This window comes from Streptomyces sp. Y7, assembly GCF_043195415.1.
Taxonomy (GTDB): Bacteria; Actinomycetota; Actinomycetes; order Streptomycetales; family Streptomycetaceae; genus Streptomyces.
In genome coordinates this window covers 49587-67767 of sequence record NZ_JBIDDQ010000017.1, presented here as the reverse complement: position 1 = coordinate 67767, position 18181 = coordinate 49587, and the positions used below count along the sequence as shown (strand labels likewise).

General features: G+C 72.5%; 16 protein-coding genes. 5 read left to right on the top strand and 11 right to left on the bottom strand.

The genetic code is table 11. From position 1 onward, the window contains the following. Positions 1 to 126: 126 nt before the first annotated feature. Together ACGFW6_RS31315 and ACGFW6_RS31310 are read right to left on the bottom strand one after the other, a co-directional pair. Entirely contained in the window at positions 127 to 1284 is a 1158-nt protein-coding gene (locus ACGFW6_RS31315; protein ID WP_393517276.1) for a serine hydrolase domain-containing protein, read from the bottom strand. Between the two features lie 9 nt (positions 1285 to 1293). Beyond that, the gene (locus ACGFW6_RS31310; RefSeq protein WP_393517273.1) at positions 1294 to 3888 is read right to left on the bottom strand and encodes a M14 family zinc carboxypeptidase; all 2595 of its coding nucleotides are present in this window, start codon (positions 3886 to 3888) and stop codon (positions 1294 to 1296) included. 176 nt (positions 3889 to 4064) lie between these two features. Here ACGFW6_RS31310 and ACGFW6_RS31305 point away from each other — a divergent pair, with 176 nt between their 5' ends. Together ACGFW6_RS31305 and ACGFW6_RS31300 are read left to right on the top strand one after the other, a co-directional pair. After that, the gene (locus ACGFW6_RS31305) at positions 4065 to 4928 is read left to right on the top strand and encodes a hypothetical protein (RefSeq protein ID WP_393517270.1); all 864 of its coding nucleotides are present in this window, start codon (positions 4065 to 4067) and stop codon (positions 4926 to 4928) included. A 69-nt stretch (positions 4929 to 4997) separates the two neighbouring features. Then, positions 4998 to 5792 (top strand): EI24 domain-containing protein, encoded by a 795-nt coding sequence (locus ACGFW6_RS31300; protein WP_393517267.1) that lies wholly within the window; start codon positions 4998 to 5000, stop codon positions 5790 to 5792. Here ACGFW6_RS31300 and ACGFW6_RS31295 read toward each other — a convergent pair. Both ACGFW6_RS31295 and ACGFW6_RS31290 read right to left on the bottom strand, forming a co-directional pair. Continuing rightward, positions 5782 to 7041: a pyroglutamyl peptidase gene (locus ACGFW6_RS31295; protein ID WP_393517264.1), complete on the bottom strand. Its 1260-nt coding sequence runs from the start codon at positions 7039 to 7041 to the stop codon at positions 5782 to 5784. The two genes, ACGFW6_RS31300 and ACGFW6_RS31295, sit on opposite strands and share 11 nt — an antisense overlap. 84 nt (positions 7042 to 7125) lie before the next feature. Next, the gene (locus ACGFW6_RS31290; protein WP_393517586.1) at positions 7126 to 8070 is read right to left on the bottom strand and encodes a LysR family transcriptional regulator; all 945 of its coding nucleotides are present in this window, start codon (positions 8068 to 8070) and stop codon (positions 7126 to 7128) included. Between the two features lie 49 nt (positions 8071 to 8119). On the opposite strand from ACGFW6_RS31290, the gene ACGFW6_RS31285 reads away from it, so the two are divergent. Next, positions 8120 to 8503, top strand: coding sequence for a RidA family protein (locus ACGFW6_RS31285; protein ID WP_393517261.1), 384 nt, complete (start codon positions 8120 to 8122; stop codon positions 8501 to 8503). On the opposite strand, the gene ACGFW6_RS31280 is transcribed toward ACGFW6_RS31285, so the two are convergent. Further along, complete coding sequence (locus ACGFW6_RS31280; RefSeq protein WP_393517258.1) at positions 8493 to 9101, bottom strand: TetR/AcrR family transcriptional regulator; 609 nt, start codon at positions 9099 to 9101, stop codon at positions 8493 to 8495. The genes ACGFW6_RS31285 and ACGFW6_RS31280 overlap by 11 nt on opposite strands. Positions 9102 to 9203: 102 nt before the next feature. Here ACGFW6_RS31280 and ACGFW6_RS31275 point away from each other — a divergent pair, with 102 nt between their 5' ends. Then, on the top strand, positions 9204 to 11639 hold the full coding sequence (locus ACGFW6_RS31275; RefSeq protein WP_393517255.1) for a glycoside hydrolase family 3 protein: 2436 nt from the start codon (positions 9204 to 9206) through the stop codon (positions 11637 to 11639). Between the two features lie 79 nt (positions 11640 to 11718). Here the strand turns inward: ACGFW6_RS31275 and ACGFW6_RS31270 are convergent, their stop codons facing one another. Then, a complete protein-coding gene (locus ACGFW6_RS31270; RefSeq protein ID WP_393517252.1) occupies positions 11719 to 12696 on the bottom strand; it encodes an aldose epimerase family protein in 978 nt (325 codons plus the stop codon). Positions 12697 to 12706: 10 nt separating this feature from the next. Further along, complete coding sequence (locus ACGFW6_RS31265) at positions 12707 to 13597, bottom strand: SGNH/GDSL hydrolase family protein (protein ID WP_393517583.1); 891 nt, start codon at positions 13595 to 13597, stop codon at positions 12707 to 12709. Positions 13598 to 13863: 266 nt separating this feature from the next. On the opposite strand from ACGFW6_RS31265, the gene ACGFW6_RS31260 reads away from it, so the two are divergent. Continuing rightward, the gene (locus ACGFW6_RS31260) at positions 13864 to 14358 is read left to right on the top strand and encodes a DUF3145 domain-containing protein (protein ID WP_393517249.1); all 495 of its coding nucleotides are present in this window, start codon (positions 13864 to 13866) and stop codon (positions 14356 to 14358) included. A 152-nt stretch (positions 14359 to 14510) separates the two neighbouring features. Here ACGFW6_RS31260 and fabF read toward each other — a convergent pair whose 3' ends face one another. From fabF to ACGFW6_RS31240, 4 genes are all read right to left on the bottom strand, one after another. Then, a complete protein-coding gene (gene fabF / locus ACGFW6_RS31255; protein WP_393517246.1) occupies positions 14511 to 15782 on the bottom strand; it encodes a beta-ketoacyl-ACP synthase II in 1272 nt (423 codons plus the stop codon). 85 nt (positions 15783 to 15867) lie between these two features. Beyond that, on the bottom strand, positions 15868 to 16116 hold the full coding sequence (locus tag ACGFW6_RS31250) for an acyl carrier protein (RefSeq protein WP_004001566.1): 249 nt from the start codon (positions 16114 to 16116) through the stop codon (positions 15868 to 15870). Between the two features lie 102 nt (positions 16117 to 16218). Further along, positions 16219 to 17220, bottom strand: a complete 1002-nt coding sequence (locus ACGFW6_RS31245) for a ketoacyl-ACP synthase III (RefSeq protein WP_393517243.1) — start codon at positions 17218 to 17220, stop codon at positions 16219 to 16221. Between the two features lie 15 nt (positions 17221 to 17235). Then, positions 17236 to 18147 (bottom strand): ACP S-malonyltransferase, encoded by a 912-nt coding sequence (locus tag ACGFW6_RS31240; protein ID WP_346179832.1) that lies wholly within the window; start codon positions 18145 to 18147, stop codon positions 17236 to 17238. Positions 18148 to 18181 lie beyond the last annotated feature (34 nt).

Here is an 18181-nt window from a genome sequence, read left to right as displayed (position 1 = left end):
TTCGTCGCGCACGGCACGGGCCGCACCCTTGGACGCAGGGTGCGGCCCGCGCCCTGAAGGGGCGCGGGGACCTGCGCGACCAGCTCCCACCGGGCCGCATCCGCGACCCGATCGAGTCCCCCCGGACTACTGGGCGGAGCCCAGCGCCGCCCGATGCACCGCACGCACCAGCCGCTCGTTCTCCACCGCCGCCCCGCCCGGGTAGGCGAACCGGCGCCGGGTGTAGCCGTAGGCGAGTCCGCTGCGGGGGTCCGCGAAGGCCTGGGAGCCGCTCGCGCCGCTGTGGCCGAAGGAGCCGGCACCCAGGTACGGGTACACGTAGTCGGCGACCGCCTGGAAGCCCAGGCCGAAGGACTTGTGGAACCGGGCCACCAGGTCGTACCCGGTGGAGTGGATCTGGCCGACCTCGGCGATCGTGTCCGGCTTCAGCAGCGGCGGGCGCTCGTCCCTCTCGCTGATCGCCGCCGCGTACATCCCGGCGAGCCCGCGCGCGGACGCCACGCCGCCCGCCGAGGCCGGCCCGCTCGCCCGCACGGCACGGGAGTTGGGATAGTCCGAGAGCTCGCCCGCGCCCGGCACATGCGTGTTGAAGGCGATCGAGGCCAGGGTGTGCGGCCCCGTCGGCGTGGCGTCCAGCACCGCCTGCTGCTCCGGCGTCGGCGCCATCGGCTGCACGGAGCGGTAGCGCGGCTCCAGCGCCTCCGGGAGCCCGAGGTGGAAGTCCAGACCGTAGGGCGCCCGGATCCGCTCCTCGTAGACCTCCTGGAGGGTGCGGCCGGTGGCGCGGCGTACGACCTCGCCGACGAGCGCGCCGATGACGAACGCGTGGTAGCCGAAGGCCGTGCCCGGCCGCCAGAACGGCCGCTGGTCGGCGAGCCGCTCGGCGATCGCGCGGTCGTCGGCCAGCTCGGCCCCGGAGAACCCGGCGTCCAGCCCCACCACCCCGGCCCGGTGCGAGAGCAGATCACGCAGGGTCAGGCCGCCCTTGCCCTCGGCCCCGAACTCCGGCCAGTAGTAGGTGACCTTCCGGTCCGGCTCCAGCGTGCCCTCCTGGATCAGCAGCGCGGCCACGAGGTGCGCGGCGCCCTTGGTGGAGGAGAACACGCCGTACAGGGAGTCCGCCTCGCAGCCGTCACCGGCCCACAGGTCGACGACCTTGCGGCCGTGCACGTAGGCGCACAACTGTCCTTCGTAGTCGGCGAGTTCACCCGCCACAAAGGCGGCGAACTCCTCGCGCACCGGCTCGTAGCCGTCCGCGACCGTGCCGTGGATTCCCTGTGCCATCCGCTCTCCTCATCTCCTGCCGTCGGCCTGGGCCGTACCGAACAGCGCCCTGCCTACCTGGGCGAATTCTCCCTTGGGGTGATCCCGGAACAAGGGCTCGGTGCCGAACAGGACCGCTCCCGGGCCGCTGACCACCGCGGCCCGCCCCGCCGCGTCCGCGGGTCCGCCGGCGCCGTCACGCGACGGCCGCCAGTGCCCGGAGACGAGCGGATTCCCGCCGGCGTACGACTGTTCCACCCGCACGCCCGGACCGAGGTCGGTGAACCACACGGGCGCGTAGACGAAGCTGTGCGAGGGGCTGCCGGTCATCAGGGCGCTGCCCGAGTTCGCCACGCGCACCACGCCGTTGGCGTCCCCGTTGCCCTCGACCGGCTTCACGGCCAGCAGCCCGGCCGCCGCGTTGAGCTCGGCGCCCGTGGCACCGCGCCCGACCAGACCGTGCCCGTCCAGGAAGGCGTCCAGGGCGTCGCGGGCGCCGGCGGTCAGATCGTCATGGTCCAGCCCCGTGGACACGAACAGCACGTCCACCGCCGACCAGTCGAACCCGGCGTTCAGCACACCCGTCGAGACCGGCGTGACCTCGAAGTTCATCTCCCGCAGCGCCAGCAGCTCACCCGGTGTGACGGCGGCCGCGACACGCGTGCGGGACAGCGGGGCCGTGCCCCGGGCCGTCGTCGCGTCGAAGGCGACGTCGTACGTCCGTGCCGCGGCCTCGGCCTTCGAGCGCGCGGACGCCGGGACGATCGCGCTGCCGTCGGCCGCCCGCCGTGCCGGAACCCCCAGCCGCAGCAGCGAGTTGAGGGCCGCGATCTCGCGCGGGTCGTCCAGCCGCAGCCGCAGGTCGCCGCGCGGGGCGACGGACCCGACCGGGGCCGCGGCCGACACCGGCCGCAGCGGTACGCCGGCCAGGCTCCCACGCGTCACCGGCTCGACGGACGCGCCCCACAGCCGGCCCAGACTCCAGCCCGAGATGTCGTACATCACCGACACCTCGTCGCTGATGTCCCGCCCGTCCGCGAGCAGCGCGTTCGCCAGGCCCCGCTTGGGCTGCCGCAGGTCGACGACGTACGAGCCCTTCGCGTACGTCCGTGAGCCGAGCCGGAAGTCGTGCGGGGCCCGGGTGACGCGGACGTCGTTGGCGAGGAGATGGTCCACGAGGCGGGCGGCCGCCGTCGCCGAGCGCTGGGCGGCGCGGCCGGCGGGGATGACGTAGGCGCGCGGGAACGTCGTCGTGTAGACGTCCTCGGGGCCGATGCCGGGGACGCCCGGGACCGTCTCCTCGGACACCGGGACCTGGGCGGCGCCCGCGGCCCCGCGCCGGAACACCTCGATCTGGTCGGCGACGAGCGAGGCGCGCCGGGTCCGCACGAAGTCGAGGGTGGCGCGCAGGGCGGCCCCGGCGACGTCGACGTTGATGGCGGAACGGCGGCGCAGCTCCGTGACGGGCAGGCTCGCGTAGTCGGCGTTGTTCACGCGCAGCGGGATCTCCACCGTGTGCGCGGCGACCGTGCCGTGGTAGGCCGCGTACTGCGGGGTGAAGATCGGCGGCCAGTCGTCCCAGCCCTCCTCCTGGTCCCGGAACGGGATCTGCGCGGGCTGCACGCCGTCCTTCTCGGGCGTGTGGCCGAGGCCGTTGACGGCGGCCTCCATGCCGAGGGCGTTGGCGTAGGTGTTCTTCAGGAACAGGTCGTACTCGTAGTTCTCCCCGTGCGGGGGAGTGGTCGGCTCGATCAGGGTGCCGTTGACGTAGCCGTGCAGGTCGAGCATGACCGCCGGCTGCTTGTCGATCATGATCCGCCGCATCGCCCGCACCTCGGGCTGCGAGGCGGTGACGAAGTCCCGGTTCAGGTCGAAGCCGCCCGCGTTCGCGCGGGTCCCGGCGATCCGGCCGTCGGGGTTGGCGGTGATGTTGAAGTAGAGCCGGCTGTGCGCGAGGAGCTCGCGCGTGGCGCTGTCGTCGGCGCCGGCGAGCCGCTCGATGAGCTTCAGGGAGGCGTCGGTGCCCTCCCACTCGTTGCCGTGGATGTTGTTGTTGAGGAACACCGGCGCCTTGTAGGCCCGCGCGATCTCCGGGGACTTGGCGGCGAGCGCGGGCGCGTTCTCGATGAGTTCGCGCATCCGCGCCTGGGCGCGGGCCTGGCGGGCGTTCTCCGGGGCGGTGACGGTGACGAGGTACAGCCGGTGTCCGCCGGCCGACCGGCCCGCGACCTCCACGCTCACCCGGTCGCCGAGGGCCTGCAGGGCGTTCAGCCTCGGCGCGATGGCGTGGTACGGGGTGAGGCCGAGCTTGACGGACTTGTCGGCCGGGTTCTCCGGGTCGGGGGAGAGGACCTGACGGCGGGGGTAGCCGCGGCTGTCGTCGCCGAGCACGGCCGCGGAGGCGGACTCGGCGGCGGACTCGGCGTTCGTCCCGCCCGCCAGGGCCCGCAGCGCCGCGCTCAGCGGCGTCCGCGCGGCGTTCGTGTCCGGCGCGGCCTCGCGGTGGACCGGCGGCCGGGGCTCGGCGACGGCGGTGTGCGGGGTGAGCAGCAGGGCGCCTGCCGTGGCCAGGACCAGGGCGGTGATCGGAACGGGTCTCGCAGGAACGGTTCTCGTGGTGCGCACGCGTACCTCCTCCGGGAACTTCCTGAGATCGGTACGGCGAGGTGTACCTGTTCGACTCAACCGCAACAAGAGGGAGTTGGTGTCACGGATGCCCCGGACGGCGCAACTCCGGGCGGGCGCAGGGGGCATGCTGTGGGCACCGGGTGTGTGCGAGCGCCCCACGGAAGGGGAGTCCCATGGCCACGATCCCTCCGCTGCCCAGCAGGGACGACGTACTCCGCATGGCGCGCAGCACGACCGACATCACCGGCCAGCTCCTGGACACGGCCGGGAACCTCACCCGGATCGCGCTCAACACCTTCGACCCCCGGGACGGATCGGGCGCCGAGGTCCTGCGCGTCCTGCGGGAGACCACCGCCGAACTGGCCGAGGCCAGCGCCTCCCCGCAGGCCCAGGAGGCCTTCTACCGCATCGTCGAGACCCTCACCCGCCTCGGCACCAGCGGGGCGCCCCTGGCCGTCCACCCGGTCAGCGAACCGGCACAGGCCCTGCTGGCCGCCCTCGGCGACAGCCTGCTGCCGGTGCTGGACGCGGTGGAGCCGGCGATCGAGGAGTTCGCGGCGGCGCTCGGCGAGCTCGTCGAGGCCACCTCGCCGCTGCTGCCGGCGACGGCGGGCGTGGCCGCGGGCGCGCTGCTCGCCGTGACCCCGCTGCTGCGCGCCGCCGCGGAGGTGCTGCGGGAGTCGTCCCCCGAACTCCGCCGTGTCGCGGACGCGCTGACGGCCGCGCTGGCCCCGCTGATGCCGCTCCAGGTCGCCCTCGCCGAGCGGGCGGCCGCCGCCGGCGCGAACGTCGTCCGTGCCACCCTGCCGCCGCTGGCCGACCTCACCGAGGCGGCGGCGGCCGCGACCAAGGCCGCCCGCCCGGCCCTGATCGCCGGTGAGGAGTTCCTCGTGGCCGCACTGGAACGCCTCCAGCCCATGCTGCTCGCCGGGGCCTCGCAGGCGGGACGCGTGGCACGGGGCGTCGCGGTACGGGTGTCGGCGGCGGTGAGCCCGACGGCGGAGCCGGGGGTCGTGGTGGCCGTGACCCCCGCCTAGAGGTCATGGTGACCCGGCCTCGAAGCCTCTGTGACTCCGGTGTGACACGCCCCGACTAGAGTGCGGTGCATGCGCGATCTTGGTGCCGGTTTCAGGTATCTCCTCAAGGGCCAGCGATGGGTGGCCCGGCACGGCAGACAGTACGGTTTCGGGCTGGTCCCGGGCCTGATCACCCTGGTGCTCTACGTGGGCGCCCTCGTCGCGCTCGCGCTCTGGGGCGAGGACGTCGTGTCCTGGTCGACACCGTTCGCCGACGACTGGTCGAGCCCCTGGCAGGGCCTGTTCCGCGGCTTCCTCACCGCCGTGCTCTTCGTCCTGGGCCTGCTCCTGTCGGTCGTCACCTTCACCGCCGTGACGCTCCTGATCGGCCAGCCCTTCTACGAGAGTCTCTCCGAGAAGGTCGACCGGGACGTCTCCCCCGACGGCACGGCCCCCGAGTCCGGCCTGCCGCTCTGGCGCGAACTGTGGATCTCGGGCCGCGACAGCCTGCGGATCGTGCTGCGCGCCGCCCTGTGGGGCGTGCTGCTCTTCGCCCTCGGCTTCGTCCCGGTCGTCGGCCAGACGGTCGTACCGGTGCTCGGGGTCGTCGTCACGGGCTTCTTCCTCACCGAGGAACTCGTCGCCGTCGCCCTGCAGCGCCGCCGCGTCGAACTCCGCGACCGTCTCGCCCTCCTGCGCTCCCGCAAGACCCTCGTCTGGGGCTTCGGCACGCCCCTCGCCGCGGCCTTCCTGATCCCGTTCGTCGCGGTGTTCCTGATGCCGGGCGCGGTGGCGGGGGCGACGCTGATGGCGCGGGAGCTGCTGGGGGAGGAGACCCGGGAGGATGCGGCGCCCGCGCCGGACCAGGAGAGCGTCAGCTGGTGACCGGGCTGCCGGCCGCCACCTTCAGGATCGTGCGTACCTGGGCGATGATGTCCAGCCGGTTGCGGACGAACTCGGGGTCGGTCACCGACCCCGTCGCCGGGTCGGTGTTGCCCGCCCCGAACTGCAGCACCGGCGTGTGCACATGCCCGCCCGGCAGCGTGTCGTGCAGGCCCAGCCGGTCCCGCAGCAGCGTCGCCCGGTAGGCGATCTCGTTGGACAGGTAGTCCCCGCCGCCCCCGGCCCGCGCGGTCGACCCGGGCGTCGGCCCGTCCGGCCGGACGACGGCCTGCGTCCCGCCCGCCGGGATCTCGGTCACGCTGGTGTTGTCGTACACCGGGAACCGGCCGGTGCCGGCGGCCACGATCCGTGCGTACGGCAGCGTCGTCGTCGTCCACTGCGGCTGCGAGGCCGGGTCGTCGACCGGCACGGTCTCGGTGCGGGAGACGTTCTCGTTGTCGCCGAAGCCGCCCCGCCAGGCCCCGTTGGTCCGCTCCACGTCGAACCGCCCGACCCGTCCCTGGCTCACGGTCGTGAACAGGTCGGCCCGCTTCAGATACGGCCGCAGCGTGCGCTCCACGGTTCCTTCCGCGAAGTCCGCCCAGCGCACCGGGAAGACGGCCGTCTCCACCCGCGCGGGACCGTCCGCCGTCTCGATCACCGTGCCGTCGAGGGCGAGCGCGGTGGCCCCGGACGGATTGGAGATACGGATGTCACGGTCGAGCGTGAACGGGTCGAAGCCGGTGACCAGGATCCGCCCCATCCCCTTGCCGCCCGGCAGCCGGATGTCGGTCTGACCCCGTGAGGTCCGCTCCAGCGCGTCGAGCAGCGCGCTCCGCTGCCCGTCGCTCAGCCCGAACCCCGGCGCCGACGTCCGCACTTCGCGCGTCATCGCCAGCCGCGCCCAGTACAACGGCCGGTCGTCGTCCCGGCTCAGGTCACCCCCGGCCGGCCCCCGCCCCTGCGCCCGGTCGACGGCCCTGCGCCACAGCGCCGAACCCTCCCGTACGACCACACGGTGGGCCTGCGCGTACGAGTGCGCCGCCCCGAGATCGCGGGCGAACCGCTGCGTGGCGGTGTCGAATCCGGAGCGGCGGAGTATCTCCTGGGGGACCGCCTTGTCGAGCCGCTGCTCCTCGACGGTGGGCGCGGCAGCCGTCCCGACGGCGGCAGCGCTGCCCGCCGTCGGGGCCGAGAACCCGGCCAGCAGGGCCAGTCCGAGGACGCCGATCCGAACGCGTATGGAATTCAAGGGAGTTCCGGTCCTTCCGTCACGGTGGGGGAGGCAGAGCCTGTGTCGTGCGGGACGCCGGAAGTATCGCGTGGCGGGAGTGGTCTACGCCATGGCCCCGGACATCTTCACCGCCGCTTCCCGCAGCACTCCCAGGAACTCCCGCACCGCCGGGGCCGCCGACCGGCCCCGTGCCGTCGCCGCGTACACGGCCCGCGCCGGGCCGCCTTCGTCCAGCACCCCCACCAGACGCACGTCGGGGCGCACCGACGCCGCGGCCAGCGCCGGGACCAGGGCCACGCCGAGGCCGGCGGCGACGTACCCCTGCTTGGCGGTCCACTCGCCGACGACGTGCGCGACCCGCGGCCGGAAGCCCTGCCGCAGCGCCGCGTCGAGGAGGGTGCCCTCGGGGCGGGAGCTGCCGGAGATCCAGTCGGCGTCGGCGAACCGGCCGAGCGGCACCGGGGAGCCGTGGCCGGCGAGGGGGTGGGCGGCGGGCACGGCGACGTACAGGGACTCGTCGAGGAGGTGGTGGAGTTCGTACGCCTGCAGGGGCGCGCGTCCCGTGGTGGAGACGACGGCGAGGTCGAGATGGCCCGCGCCCAGACGGTCCAGGAGCGCCGGGGTGAAGCCCTCCTCGCGGGTCACCCGGACGCCGGGGTGCCGGGCGCGGAAGACGGCCAGCGCCTGCGGCACGAGACCCGCGTCGGCCGAGGCGAACGCGCCGAACCGGAGCCGTCCGCCGGCCACTTCACGCAGAACGGCCAGTTCCCGCACGGCCCCGTGCAGCGACTCCGCGACGGCCTCGGCGTACGGCACGAGGACCCGCCCGGCCTCGGTGAGCCGTACCCCGCGCGGCAGCCGGTCGAACAGCGGGGCACCGCCCAACGCCCCTTCCAGGGTGGAGATCTGACGGGACACCGCCGACTGTGTCCAGCCGAGGGTCCGGGCGGCACCCGTGAAGGAGCCCTGCCGCGCCACTTCCAGGAACGCCCTCAGCCACACGCTGGAGACCTCGGGAAAGCCATGCGGATCCGTCATGGCGTCCATGCTGGACATTCGCTTGTCGCATCGCAAGGCCGCACCTAGCGTCGACGGCATGCAGATCACCATCGGCAACCCGGCCTCCGCGCCCCAGCCGCTCAGCCCGTACTACTCCCAGGTCGCCCGCGTCGAACACGCCGACGGCAGCGCCCTGTTGTTCCTCTCCGGGCAGATCGCCGAGGGGGACACGGTCGCCGAACAGACGCGCGGCATCTTCGAGACGATCGCCGCGCTGCTCGCGGCGCACGGCGCGACCCTCACGGACGTCGTCAACATCCGCACCTGCCTGACCGACATCGGCACTCTGGAGGAATACGGCACCGTACGGCGGCAGTTCCTCACCGGCACCCCGCCGACCAGCATGACCTTCGAGGTGCCGAGGCTGTTCAGGCCAAAGGCCCGGGTGGAGGTCGAGGTCGTCGCCGCGGTCAGTCCGTGACCCCGGGGGCCTCGGGAGCCGCGGGGTTCTCGCCGAGCAGGCTGAGGAAGTCCCGGAACGCGCCGGGCATGTCCACCGACTCCGGGTCCAGGAGCCACTGGTACTGCAGGCCGTCCATCACGGCGACCAGCAGCGGAGCCGTACGCTCCGGGGACAGCCCGTTCGGGAGCCGGTCGCCGTACTCGGCGCGCAGCATCTCCGCCATGTTCGCGCGGACCTGGACGTAGCGCTCCGTGAAGTAGGCGCGCGCCGGATGACCCTCCGTCACGCTCTCGCCGAGCAGGGCCGAGAAGGTCTGGATGATGCCGGGCCGCATCGCGTTGTACTCCACCAGCGAGGCCAGCAGGTCCACGCGCCAGCGGGTGTTGGGCACCGCGTCCCACTGGTCCCGCTCCTGGAGCACGGCGACGAGCAGCGCGTCCTTGGTCGGGAAGTAGTGCAGCAGCCCCTGCTGGGTGAGCCCGACCCGCTCCGCCACCGCGCCCAGGCTCGCCCCCCGGTAACCGCGCTCGGCGATCACCTCCAGGGCCGCCCGCACGATCTCGGCGCGGCGCTCCTCGCTCCTGACCCTCGCGTTCATGGCGTCACCGTACGGCATCGACGTACCTCTAATATTACAGCAAGATAACGAAACCTACCGGTCTACAGGTAGCCGATGCAGGATGGAGGCACACCAGGCACTCACCGAGGAGGCACCGCGATGGCGGGAAGGCGCACCCAGGCCGATGAAGCACGCGAGGCGGTCGTCGAGGCGGCCCTCGCCCGGCTCGACCTCGACGCGAAGGCGCGGCTGCTCTCCGGCCAGGACATGTGGACCCTGCCCGCGCTCCCCGCGATCGGCCTGAGGTCCCTCGTCATGTCCGACGGCCCGATCGGCGTCCGGGGGGTGCGCTGGACCGCCGACGACCCGTCCGTCGCGCTGCCCTCGCCCACCGCGCTCGCCGCGACCTGGGACCCGGGCCTCGCCCGCCGCGCCGGCACCCTCCTCGCCCAGGAGGCCCGCCGCAAGGGCGTCCACGTGCTCCTCGCGCCCACCGTCAACCTCCACCGCTCCCCGCTCGGCGGCCGCCACTTCGAGGCGTACAGCGAGGACCCGTACCTGACCGGCCTGATCGGCGCCGGGTACGTCGGCGGAGTCCAGGCCGGCGGCGTCGGCACCACCGTGAAGCACTTCGTCGCCAACGACGCCGAGACCGACCGCTTCACCGTCGACAACACCGTCGGCGAACGCGCCCTGCGCGAGCTGTATCTGGCGCCCTTCGAGTTCATCGTCGAGAACGCCCACCCCTGGGGCATCATGACCGCCTACAACACGGTCAACGGCACGACGATGACCGAGCACCGCCACCTCGTGAACGAGGTCCTGCGCGGCGAGTGGGGCTTCGACGGCTGCAACGTCTCCGACTGGATGGCCGCCCGGTCCACCACCGGCGCGATCGAGGGCGGCCTCGACGTCGCCATGCCGGGGCCGCGGACGGTGTACGGCGAGCCCCTCGCCCGGGCCGTACGGGACGGCGAGGTCGCCGAGGCCAGGGTCGACGACGCCGTGCGCAACGTCCTGCGGCTCGCCGCCCGCGTCGGCATCCTCGACGGCGCCGAGCCCGTGGTGACCGACCTCCCCGGCACCGTCGACGGCCGCGCGCTGGCCCGCGAGATCGCCCGCCGCTCCTTCGTCCTGGTCCGCAACGACGGCGCCCTCCCGCTGCGGCCCGGCGGCACGGTCGCCCTCGTCGGTGCCGCCGCCCGCGACGCCCGTGTCCTCGGCGGCGGCTCCGCCACCGTCTTCCCCGCCGGCGTCGTCTCCCCGCTCGACGGCCTGACCGCCGCGCTCCCCGAAGGCACCCTGACCTACGCCGTCGGCGCGGACCCGAACACCGAACTCGCCGTCGCCGGCAAGGGCTTCGAGCTACGGGCCGTGTGCCGGGACGCGGCCGGCAACGTCATCGGCACCGGATCCGCCCCCAACGGCCAGATCCAGTGGATGGGTTCGGACCTGCCCGAGGGCGTCACCCACGAGGCCCTGCACACCGTCGAGCTGACCGGCACGTTCACCCCGCGCGACACCGGCGCGCACACCTTCGGCGTCAAGGGCATCGGCGCCTTTCGGCTCGTCATCGACGGCACGACGTACTACGACGACGTCCAGCGTCCCGCCAAGGACGACCCCTTCATCACGTTCTTCGGTGCCCCCGTCCCGCGCGCCCAGCCCGAACTCACCGCCGGCGAACCGGTGGAGGTCTCCCTCACCCATGTCGTCGAGTTCCCCGAGGGCATCCCGATGAAGGTCGTCGGCTTCACGCTCGCCCACCAGGAGCCGCAGCGCGACCCCGACGAGCTGATCGCCGAGGCCGTCGAGGCGGCGCGCGGCGCCGACACGGCCGTCGTCGTGGTCGCCACCACCGACCGCGTCGAGTCCGAGGGCTTCGACCGCACGGACCTCGCTCTGCCCGGCCGTCAGGACGAGCTGGTGCGCGCCGTCGCCGCCGCCAACCCGAACACCGTCGTGGTCGTCAACTCCGGCTCCCCGGTGGAGCTGCCCTGGCGCGACGACGTCGCCGCGGTGCTGCTGAGCTGGTTCCCCGGGCAGGAGGGCGGCGCCGCCCTCGCGGACGTCCTCACGGGAGCGCACGAGCCGGGCGGCCGGCTGCCCACCACCTGGGGCTCCCTGGCCGACGCCCCGGTCACCGAGGTCGTCCCCACGGACGGCGAGCTGCCGTACACCGAGGGCGTCTTCATCGGCTACCGCGCCTGGGAGAAGGACGGCCGGGTCCCGTCGTACCCCTTCGGACACGGTCTCGGCTACACCGACTGGACGTACGAGTCCGCCGAGGTCAAGGGCAGCACGGTCACCGTCCGCGTCCGCAACTTGGGCGAGCGCGCCGGGCGCGAGGTCGTGCAGGTCTATCTGTCGCCGAGCGAGCCGGACGCCGAGCGGCCGGTGCGGTGGCTCGCCGGGTTCGCCGGCGTGGAGGCCGGGCCGGGGGAGCGCGGCGAGGCCGTCGTCGAGCTGCCGCGCCGGGCGTTCGAGGTGTGGGACGAGAAGACCAATAAGTGGACTCATGTGAAGGGTTCGTACGAGATCCAGGTGGGGCGCTCGATCGCGGACCGTCGGGTGACGGCGACGATTAACGTCTGATCCGGGAGAAGTACCCAGGAACAGCCCCGGTCCGGGACCCTGACAACACCTGGACCGGGGCTCGTGGGTGCGTCGCAGGTCAGCGCGCCGAGAAGCCGTACACCGTCTCCGACCGGAACACCTCGCCCGGCCGCAGCGCCGTGCTCGGGAAGTCCGGCCGGTTCGGGGAGTCGGGGAAGTGCTGGGTCTCCAGCGCGATGCCGTCGCCGGGGGCGAAGGGCTCGGGCAGATGGTCGCCGGTGTAGAGCTGGAGACCGGGCTCGGTGGTCGCCACCGTCATCGCCCGCCCGGTCGACGGGTCGTACAGCTCGGCCACCTGCTGCGCGGTGGCCGTCACGCCCTTGTCGAGCACGAAGTTGTGGTCGTATCCGGAGCCGACCTTGCGCGCCTGGCGGAAGTCGAAGCGGGTGTCCGCGACGTCCTCCAGGACACCGGTCGGAATGAGGTCCTGATCGACCGGGGTGAACCGCGAGGCCGCCAGCCGCAGTTCGTGCCCGCCCGCGCCGCCGGATCCGGACCCGGCGAGATTGAAGTAGCTGTGGTTGGTCAGGTTCACCACGGTCGGGGCGTCCGTCACCGCCTCGTACGCGATGCGCAGCGCCCCGTCGGCGTCCAGCGTGTAGGTCACCGAGACCTCCAGCCGGCCCGGGAAGCCCTCCTCGCCGTGCCGGCTGACCCGTTCGAGCCGCAGCCCGTGCTCGACCGGCGTCACCTCCCACACCCGCTTGTCGAAGCCGCGCGCGCCGCCGTGCAGGGAGTTGGGCGGGGTGTTGGGCTCCAGCGCGTACGTCAGTCCGTCCAGCGGGAAACGGCCGCCCGCGATCCGGTTGGCGTACCGCCCGATGAGGGCGCCGAGATAGGGCCCCGGGTGGGTCACATAGTCCTCGAGGCCGGCGAACCCCAGCACCACGTCCGCCCGGTGCCCGTCCCGGTCCGGCACCTCGAGCGACTGCACGATCCCGCCGTACGACAGCACCCGTACCCGCACGTCCGCGCGCTCCAGGGTCCAGCGGTGGACCTCGGTGCCGTCGGAAAGTGTGCCGAAGTGTTCGCTCATGAGCGGAACACTAGTTCGTCACCGTCCGGTAGGCGATCTCGGCCAGCCGTGCCTGACCGTTGACACTCGGATGGAACCAGTCCCACTGGCTCAGCTGCTCGGTGCCGAAGCGGAAGTCGTACACCGCGCCGTCGTCGAAACGGCACCGCCGGTCCTTCTCGCAGACCTCTTCCAACACCTTGTTGTACGCCTCGACCCGCCCCTGCACCGTCTCGCGCCGCTGGTTGGACCGGGTGGTGAGGGAGTCGGGGTCACTCAGCATCGACGGGCAGATGCCGAGCTTCCACACCTGCTTGCCGACCGGGTTGGTACGGCCCTGCTCCCACAGCCGCATCAGGTTCGGCACGCTCGCCACGAACACCTGCGTCTTCGGCAGGGACTCCCGCAGCGTGCTCATCGCGTCCTCGAACTGCGTCCGGAAGTCGGCCACCGAGGTCATGGCGTCCGTCGACGCCCGGCAGGCGTCGTTCGCTCCCGCCATCACCGCCACCAACTCCGGCCTGCGCGTCGCCGCCTGGGCCATCTGGCCGGGAACGTCCGCCATCCGGGCCCCGGTCACCGCGTAGTTCCAGCTGTGCCGGGCCGCGTCCGTCTTCCCCAGCAGCCGGACGGCCAGGCTGTCGACCCGCGGGCTGCTGCCGGTCGCCCAGGACACCTCGGGACAGTCCGACAGGACCGAGCAGGCGTCGAAACCACGGGTGATGGAGTCGCCCACCGCCGCCACGGAGGCCGGACTGCGGTCCCAGGTGGGCGTCGGCTTCGGCGACGGCCGGCCACCGCGCGCCTCGGTGCCCGACGGTGCCGGCGAGTCGCCGCCGACGGCGTCACAACCGGCGGCACCCACGACGGCCGCGGTCACGGCCGCGAGGACAACGCGCGAAAGGTGCCGTCGCTTCGGCATGCCCTGGTCCATCCCCTCGCTCGCCCGGTCGGCCACCCACTGATGTGTCCAACCCATGAGAACGCATGAGGGTTCCCACCCGGCCGATGCAACGGCTCACACCCGTACAAGCGTCCCCCCGGGTGAATGGCGGGCGTTTGACGGCACCTGGACCGACGGTACGTCACACTCCTTGCGCCGCCGCACGGTAGCCTCGCCATCAACGTGGTCGCCCGGCCACTATCGTCCGCCAGTTCGCAAGATGTCCGCTCTGCCCGGAGGTCCCGGTGACGACACGTGGAGTTCTGTACGTGCACTCCGCGCCGCGCGCGCTGTGCCCGCACGTCGAGTGGGCCGTCGCCGGGGTGCTCGGCACGCGCGTCAACCTCGACTGGATCCGGCAGCCCGCCGCGCCCGGCACCTGGCGCTCGGAGTTCTCCTGGCAGGCAGAGGCCGGCACGGCCTCCAAGCTGGCCTCCGCGCTGCGCGGTTGGCACCTGCTGCGCTTCGAGGTCACGGCCGAGCCCTGCGCCACCGCCGAGGGCGAGCGCTACAGCTGCACCCCCGAACTCGGCATCTTCCACGCCGTGACCGGCATCCACGGCGACATCCTCATCCCGGAGGACCGCCTGCGCGCCGCTCTGGCCCGCTCACAGCGCGACGAGACGGACCTGGAAGCCGAGATCGCCAAACTCCTCGGCAAGCCCTGGGACGACGAACTGGAGCCCTTCAGATACGCGGGCGAGGGCGCCCCGGTGCGCTGGCTGCACCAGGTCGTCTAGAGGAGCCTCGGCGGCAACGCCAGCTGTTCAGGGGCGCGGGGAACTGCGCGACAAGCCCCCGCCGACCGGCACTCGGCAGACAACAGACACCACCAACGAACGATGGCCCGGACTCTTCCCAGAGTCCGGGCCATTCTCGGCTACAGCCGTTCTCAGATCGTCCTGAACGCCAGCACCACGTTGTGCCCACCGAACCCGAACGAGTCGTTCAGCGCGGCGATACGGCCCTCCACGGGCAGCTTGCGCGCCTCACCACGGACGACGTCGGCGTTCGCCTCGGCCTCCGGGTCGAGGTTCTCGACGTTGATGGTCGGCGGAGCCACCCGGTGGTACAGCGCGAGCACGGTCGCGACCGTCTCCACACCACCGGCACCACCCAGCAGATGACCCGTCATCGACTTGGTGGCCGACACGGCCATGTGGTCGGCGTCGTCGCCGAACACCTTCCGCAGCGCCTTCAGCTCCGCGATGTCACCGGCCGGCGTCGACGTCGCGTGCGCGTTGACGTGCACGATCTCCGCCGGGTCCAGGTCGTTGCGCTCCAGCAGGTTCTGCAGCGCGTGCGAGATGCCGCGGCCCTCGGGCTCGGGCTGCACGATGTCGTGCGCGTCGGCGGAGATGCCCTGCCCGACCGCCTCGGCGTACACCCGGGCTCCACGCTTCGCGGCGTGCTCGGCGGACTCCAGGACGACCACGCCGGCGCCCTCACCGAGGACGAAGCCGTCGCGGGCGACGTCGTAGGGACGCGAGGCGCCCTGCGGGTCGTCGTTGTTCTTGGACATCGCCATCATGTTGCCGAACGCGGCGATCGGCAGCGGGTGGATCGCCGCCTCCGTGCCACCCGCGACGACGACGTCGGCGCGGCCGGTGCGGATCATCTCGATGGCGTAGCCGATGGCCTCGGCGCCCGAGGCGCACGCGGAGACCGGCGTGTGCACGCCCGCACGGGCGCCCACGGCCAGACCCACGTTCGCGGAGGGGCTGTTCGGCATCAGCATGGGGACGGTGTGCGGCGAGACACGGCGAACGCCCTTGTCCTTGAGCACGTCGTACTGGTCGAGCAGGGTCGTCACACCGCCGATGCCCGAGGCGATGACGGCACCGAGGCGGTCGGGGTCGACGTTCGGGTCCTCACCGGCCTTGGCCTCGAAACCGGCGTCGGCCCAGGCCTCCTTGGCGGCGATCAGCGCGAACTGCGCGGAGCGGTCCAGTCGGCGGGCCTGCGGCCGCGGAATGACCTCGGTCGGCTCCACGGCGACGGGCGCGGCGATACGGACCGCCTGCTCGGCGGCCCACTCCTGCTCCAGGGGCTTGACGCCGGAACGTCCGGCGACCAGGCCCTCCCAGGTAGAGGCTGCGTCGCCACCCAGCGGTGTGGTTGCGCCGATACCGGTGACGACCACGGTGCGATTGGTCGAGCTCACGGGAATTCTTTCTCCAACGGATACGAGGATTCAGCGGCGCCACCGCCGGGTGGCGGGGCAGGCAGCCCCAGGGGGGATCGGAGGATCAGCCCTGGTGCTTGAGGATGTAGTCGGTCGCGTCGCCCACGGTCTTGAGGTTCTTGACGTCCTCGTCCGGGATCTTGACGTCGAAGCGCTCTTCGGCGGCGACGACGACCTCGACCATGGACAGCGAGTCGACGTCCAGGTCGTCGGTGAAGGACTTGTCCAGCTGGACGTCCTCAACCGGGATGCCGGCGATCTCGTTCACGATGTCGGCGAGACCGGCGACGATCTCTTCCTGAGTGGCGGCCATCTTGGCGCTCCTTCGTAGATATCTCAGAGGGTGTGGCGTCCGCCGCGTGAGCGGCAGGTGGTGCGTTTCCCGTGCCGGCTCACATGATCCGGCACGGAGTGCCTAGGGGAGAGTAACGACCGTGGCGGCGTATACGAGACCCGCCCCGAATCCGATGACGAGCGCGGTGTCGCCGCTCTTCGCCTCGCCGGTCGCCAGGAGCCGCTCCATCGCGAGCGGGATCGAGGCGGCCGAGGTGTTGCCGGTGGTGCGCACGTCACGGGCGACCGTGACGTGCTCCGGCAGCTTCAGTGTCTTCACCATCGAGTCGATGATCCGCTCGTTGGCCTGGTGCGGGATGAAGACGTCCAGCTCGTCCGAGGTGATCCCGGCCGCGTCCAGCGCCTGCTGGGCGACCTTCGCCATCTCGAACACGGCCCAGCGGAAGACCGCCTGGCCCTCCTGCGTGATCGCCGGGAACTTGTCGACCTCGCCGGCGCGGTAGTCCGTCCACGGCACGGTCTGCTTGATCGTCTCGGACTTGTCGCCCTCGGAGCCCCAGACGGTCGGGCCGATGGCGGGCTCCTTGGCGGGGCCCACGACGACCGCTCCGGCGCCGTCACCGAACAGGAAGGCCGTCGCGCGGTCCTCCAGGTCGGTGAGGTCGCTCAGCCGCTCGACGCCGATGACCAGGACGTACTCCGCGCTGCCCTCGACGATCATGCCCTTGGCGAGGGTGAGACCGTAGCCGAAGCCCGCGCAGCCGGCCGAGATGTCGAAGGCGGCGGCCTTGTTCGTGCCGAGCTTGTCGGCGATCTCGGTGGCGACGGCCGGGGTCTGCTTGAAGTGCGAGACGGTCGAGACGATCACGCCGCCGATCTGCTCGGCGGAGATCCCGGCGTCGGCGATGGCCTTGCCGGACGCCTCGATCGACATCGCGGCGACGGTCTCCTCGTCGCTCGCCCAGTGCCGCGTCTCGATGCCGGAGCGCGAACGGATCCACTCGTCGGACGAGTCGATCTTCTCCAGGATCACCTCGTTGGGCACCACACGCGTGGGGCGGTAACCGCCCACGCCGAGGATGCGCGCGTACGGGGCGCCCTTGCTGGGCTTCAGCTTCGCCATGCTCCGGGCTCCTTGTCAGGCGTGCTCTGCGATGAGCTCGCGAGCAGCGTCCAGGTCGTCGGGGGTCTTGAGAGCCAGGGTCTTCACACCCGGCAGCGCGCGCTTGGCCAGACCGGTCAGCGTGCCGCCCGGGCACGCCTCGATCAGGGCCGTGACGCCGAGCTCCTTGAAGGTCTCCATGCACAGGTCCCAGCGGACCGGGTTGGCGACCTGCCCGACGAGCCGCTCCAGCACCTCGGCGCCGGTGGCGACCGCGTGGCCGTCCTTGTTGGAGACGTAGGTGACCTTGGGGTCGCCGGGGACGAGCTCCTTGGCCGCCTCGGCCAGCTTGTCGACGGCCGGGCCCATGTGGTGCGTGTGGAACGCGCCGGCGACCTTCAGCGGGACGACCTTGCGCACGCCTTCCGGCTTGTCCTCGTTCAGCGCGGCGAGCTGCTCCATCGTGCCGGCGGCCACGATCTGCCCGGCGCCGTTCATGTTCGCCGGGGTCAGCCCCAGCTTCTCCAGGTGCGCGACGCTGACCTCCGGGTCGCCGCCGAGCAGCGCCGACATGCCGGTCTCGGTGATCGCGGCGGCCTCGGCCATGGCCAGGCCGCGCTTGCGCACGAGGGTCAGCGCGGCGGTGTCGTCGAGGACGCCCGCGTAGGCGGCCGCGGTGATCTCACCGACGCTGTGGCCGGCGACGGCACCGGGACTAATGTCACCCAGTGCCGCGGCGGACAGGATGCCGGCCGCGACGAGCAGCGGCTGCGCCACGGCGGTGTCCCGGATGGCGTCGGCGTCGGCCTGGGTCCCGTAGTGGGCGAGGTCCAGTCCGATGGCGTCCGACCAGGCACCGAGGCGGTCGGCGGCACCGGGCAGTTCGAGCCAGGGGGTCAGGAAGCCGGGCGTCTGGGCGCCCTGGCCGGGAGCGACGAGTACGAGCACTCTCACACTCTCTCTTGGGTACGGGCAGCGCCGC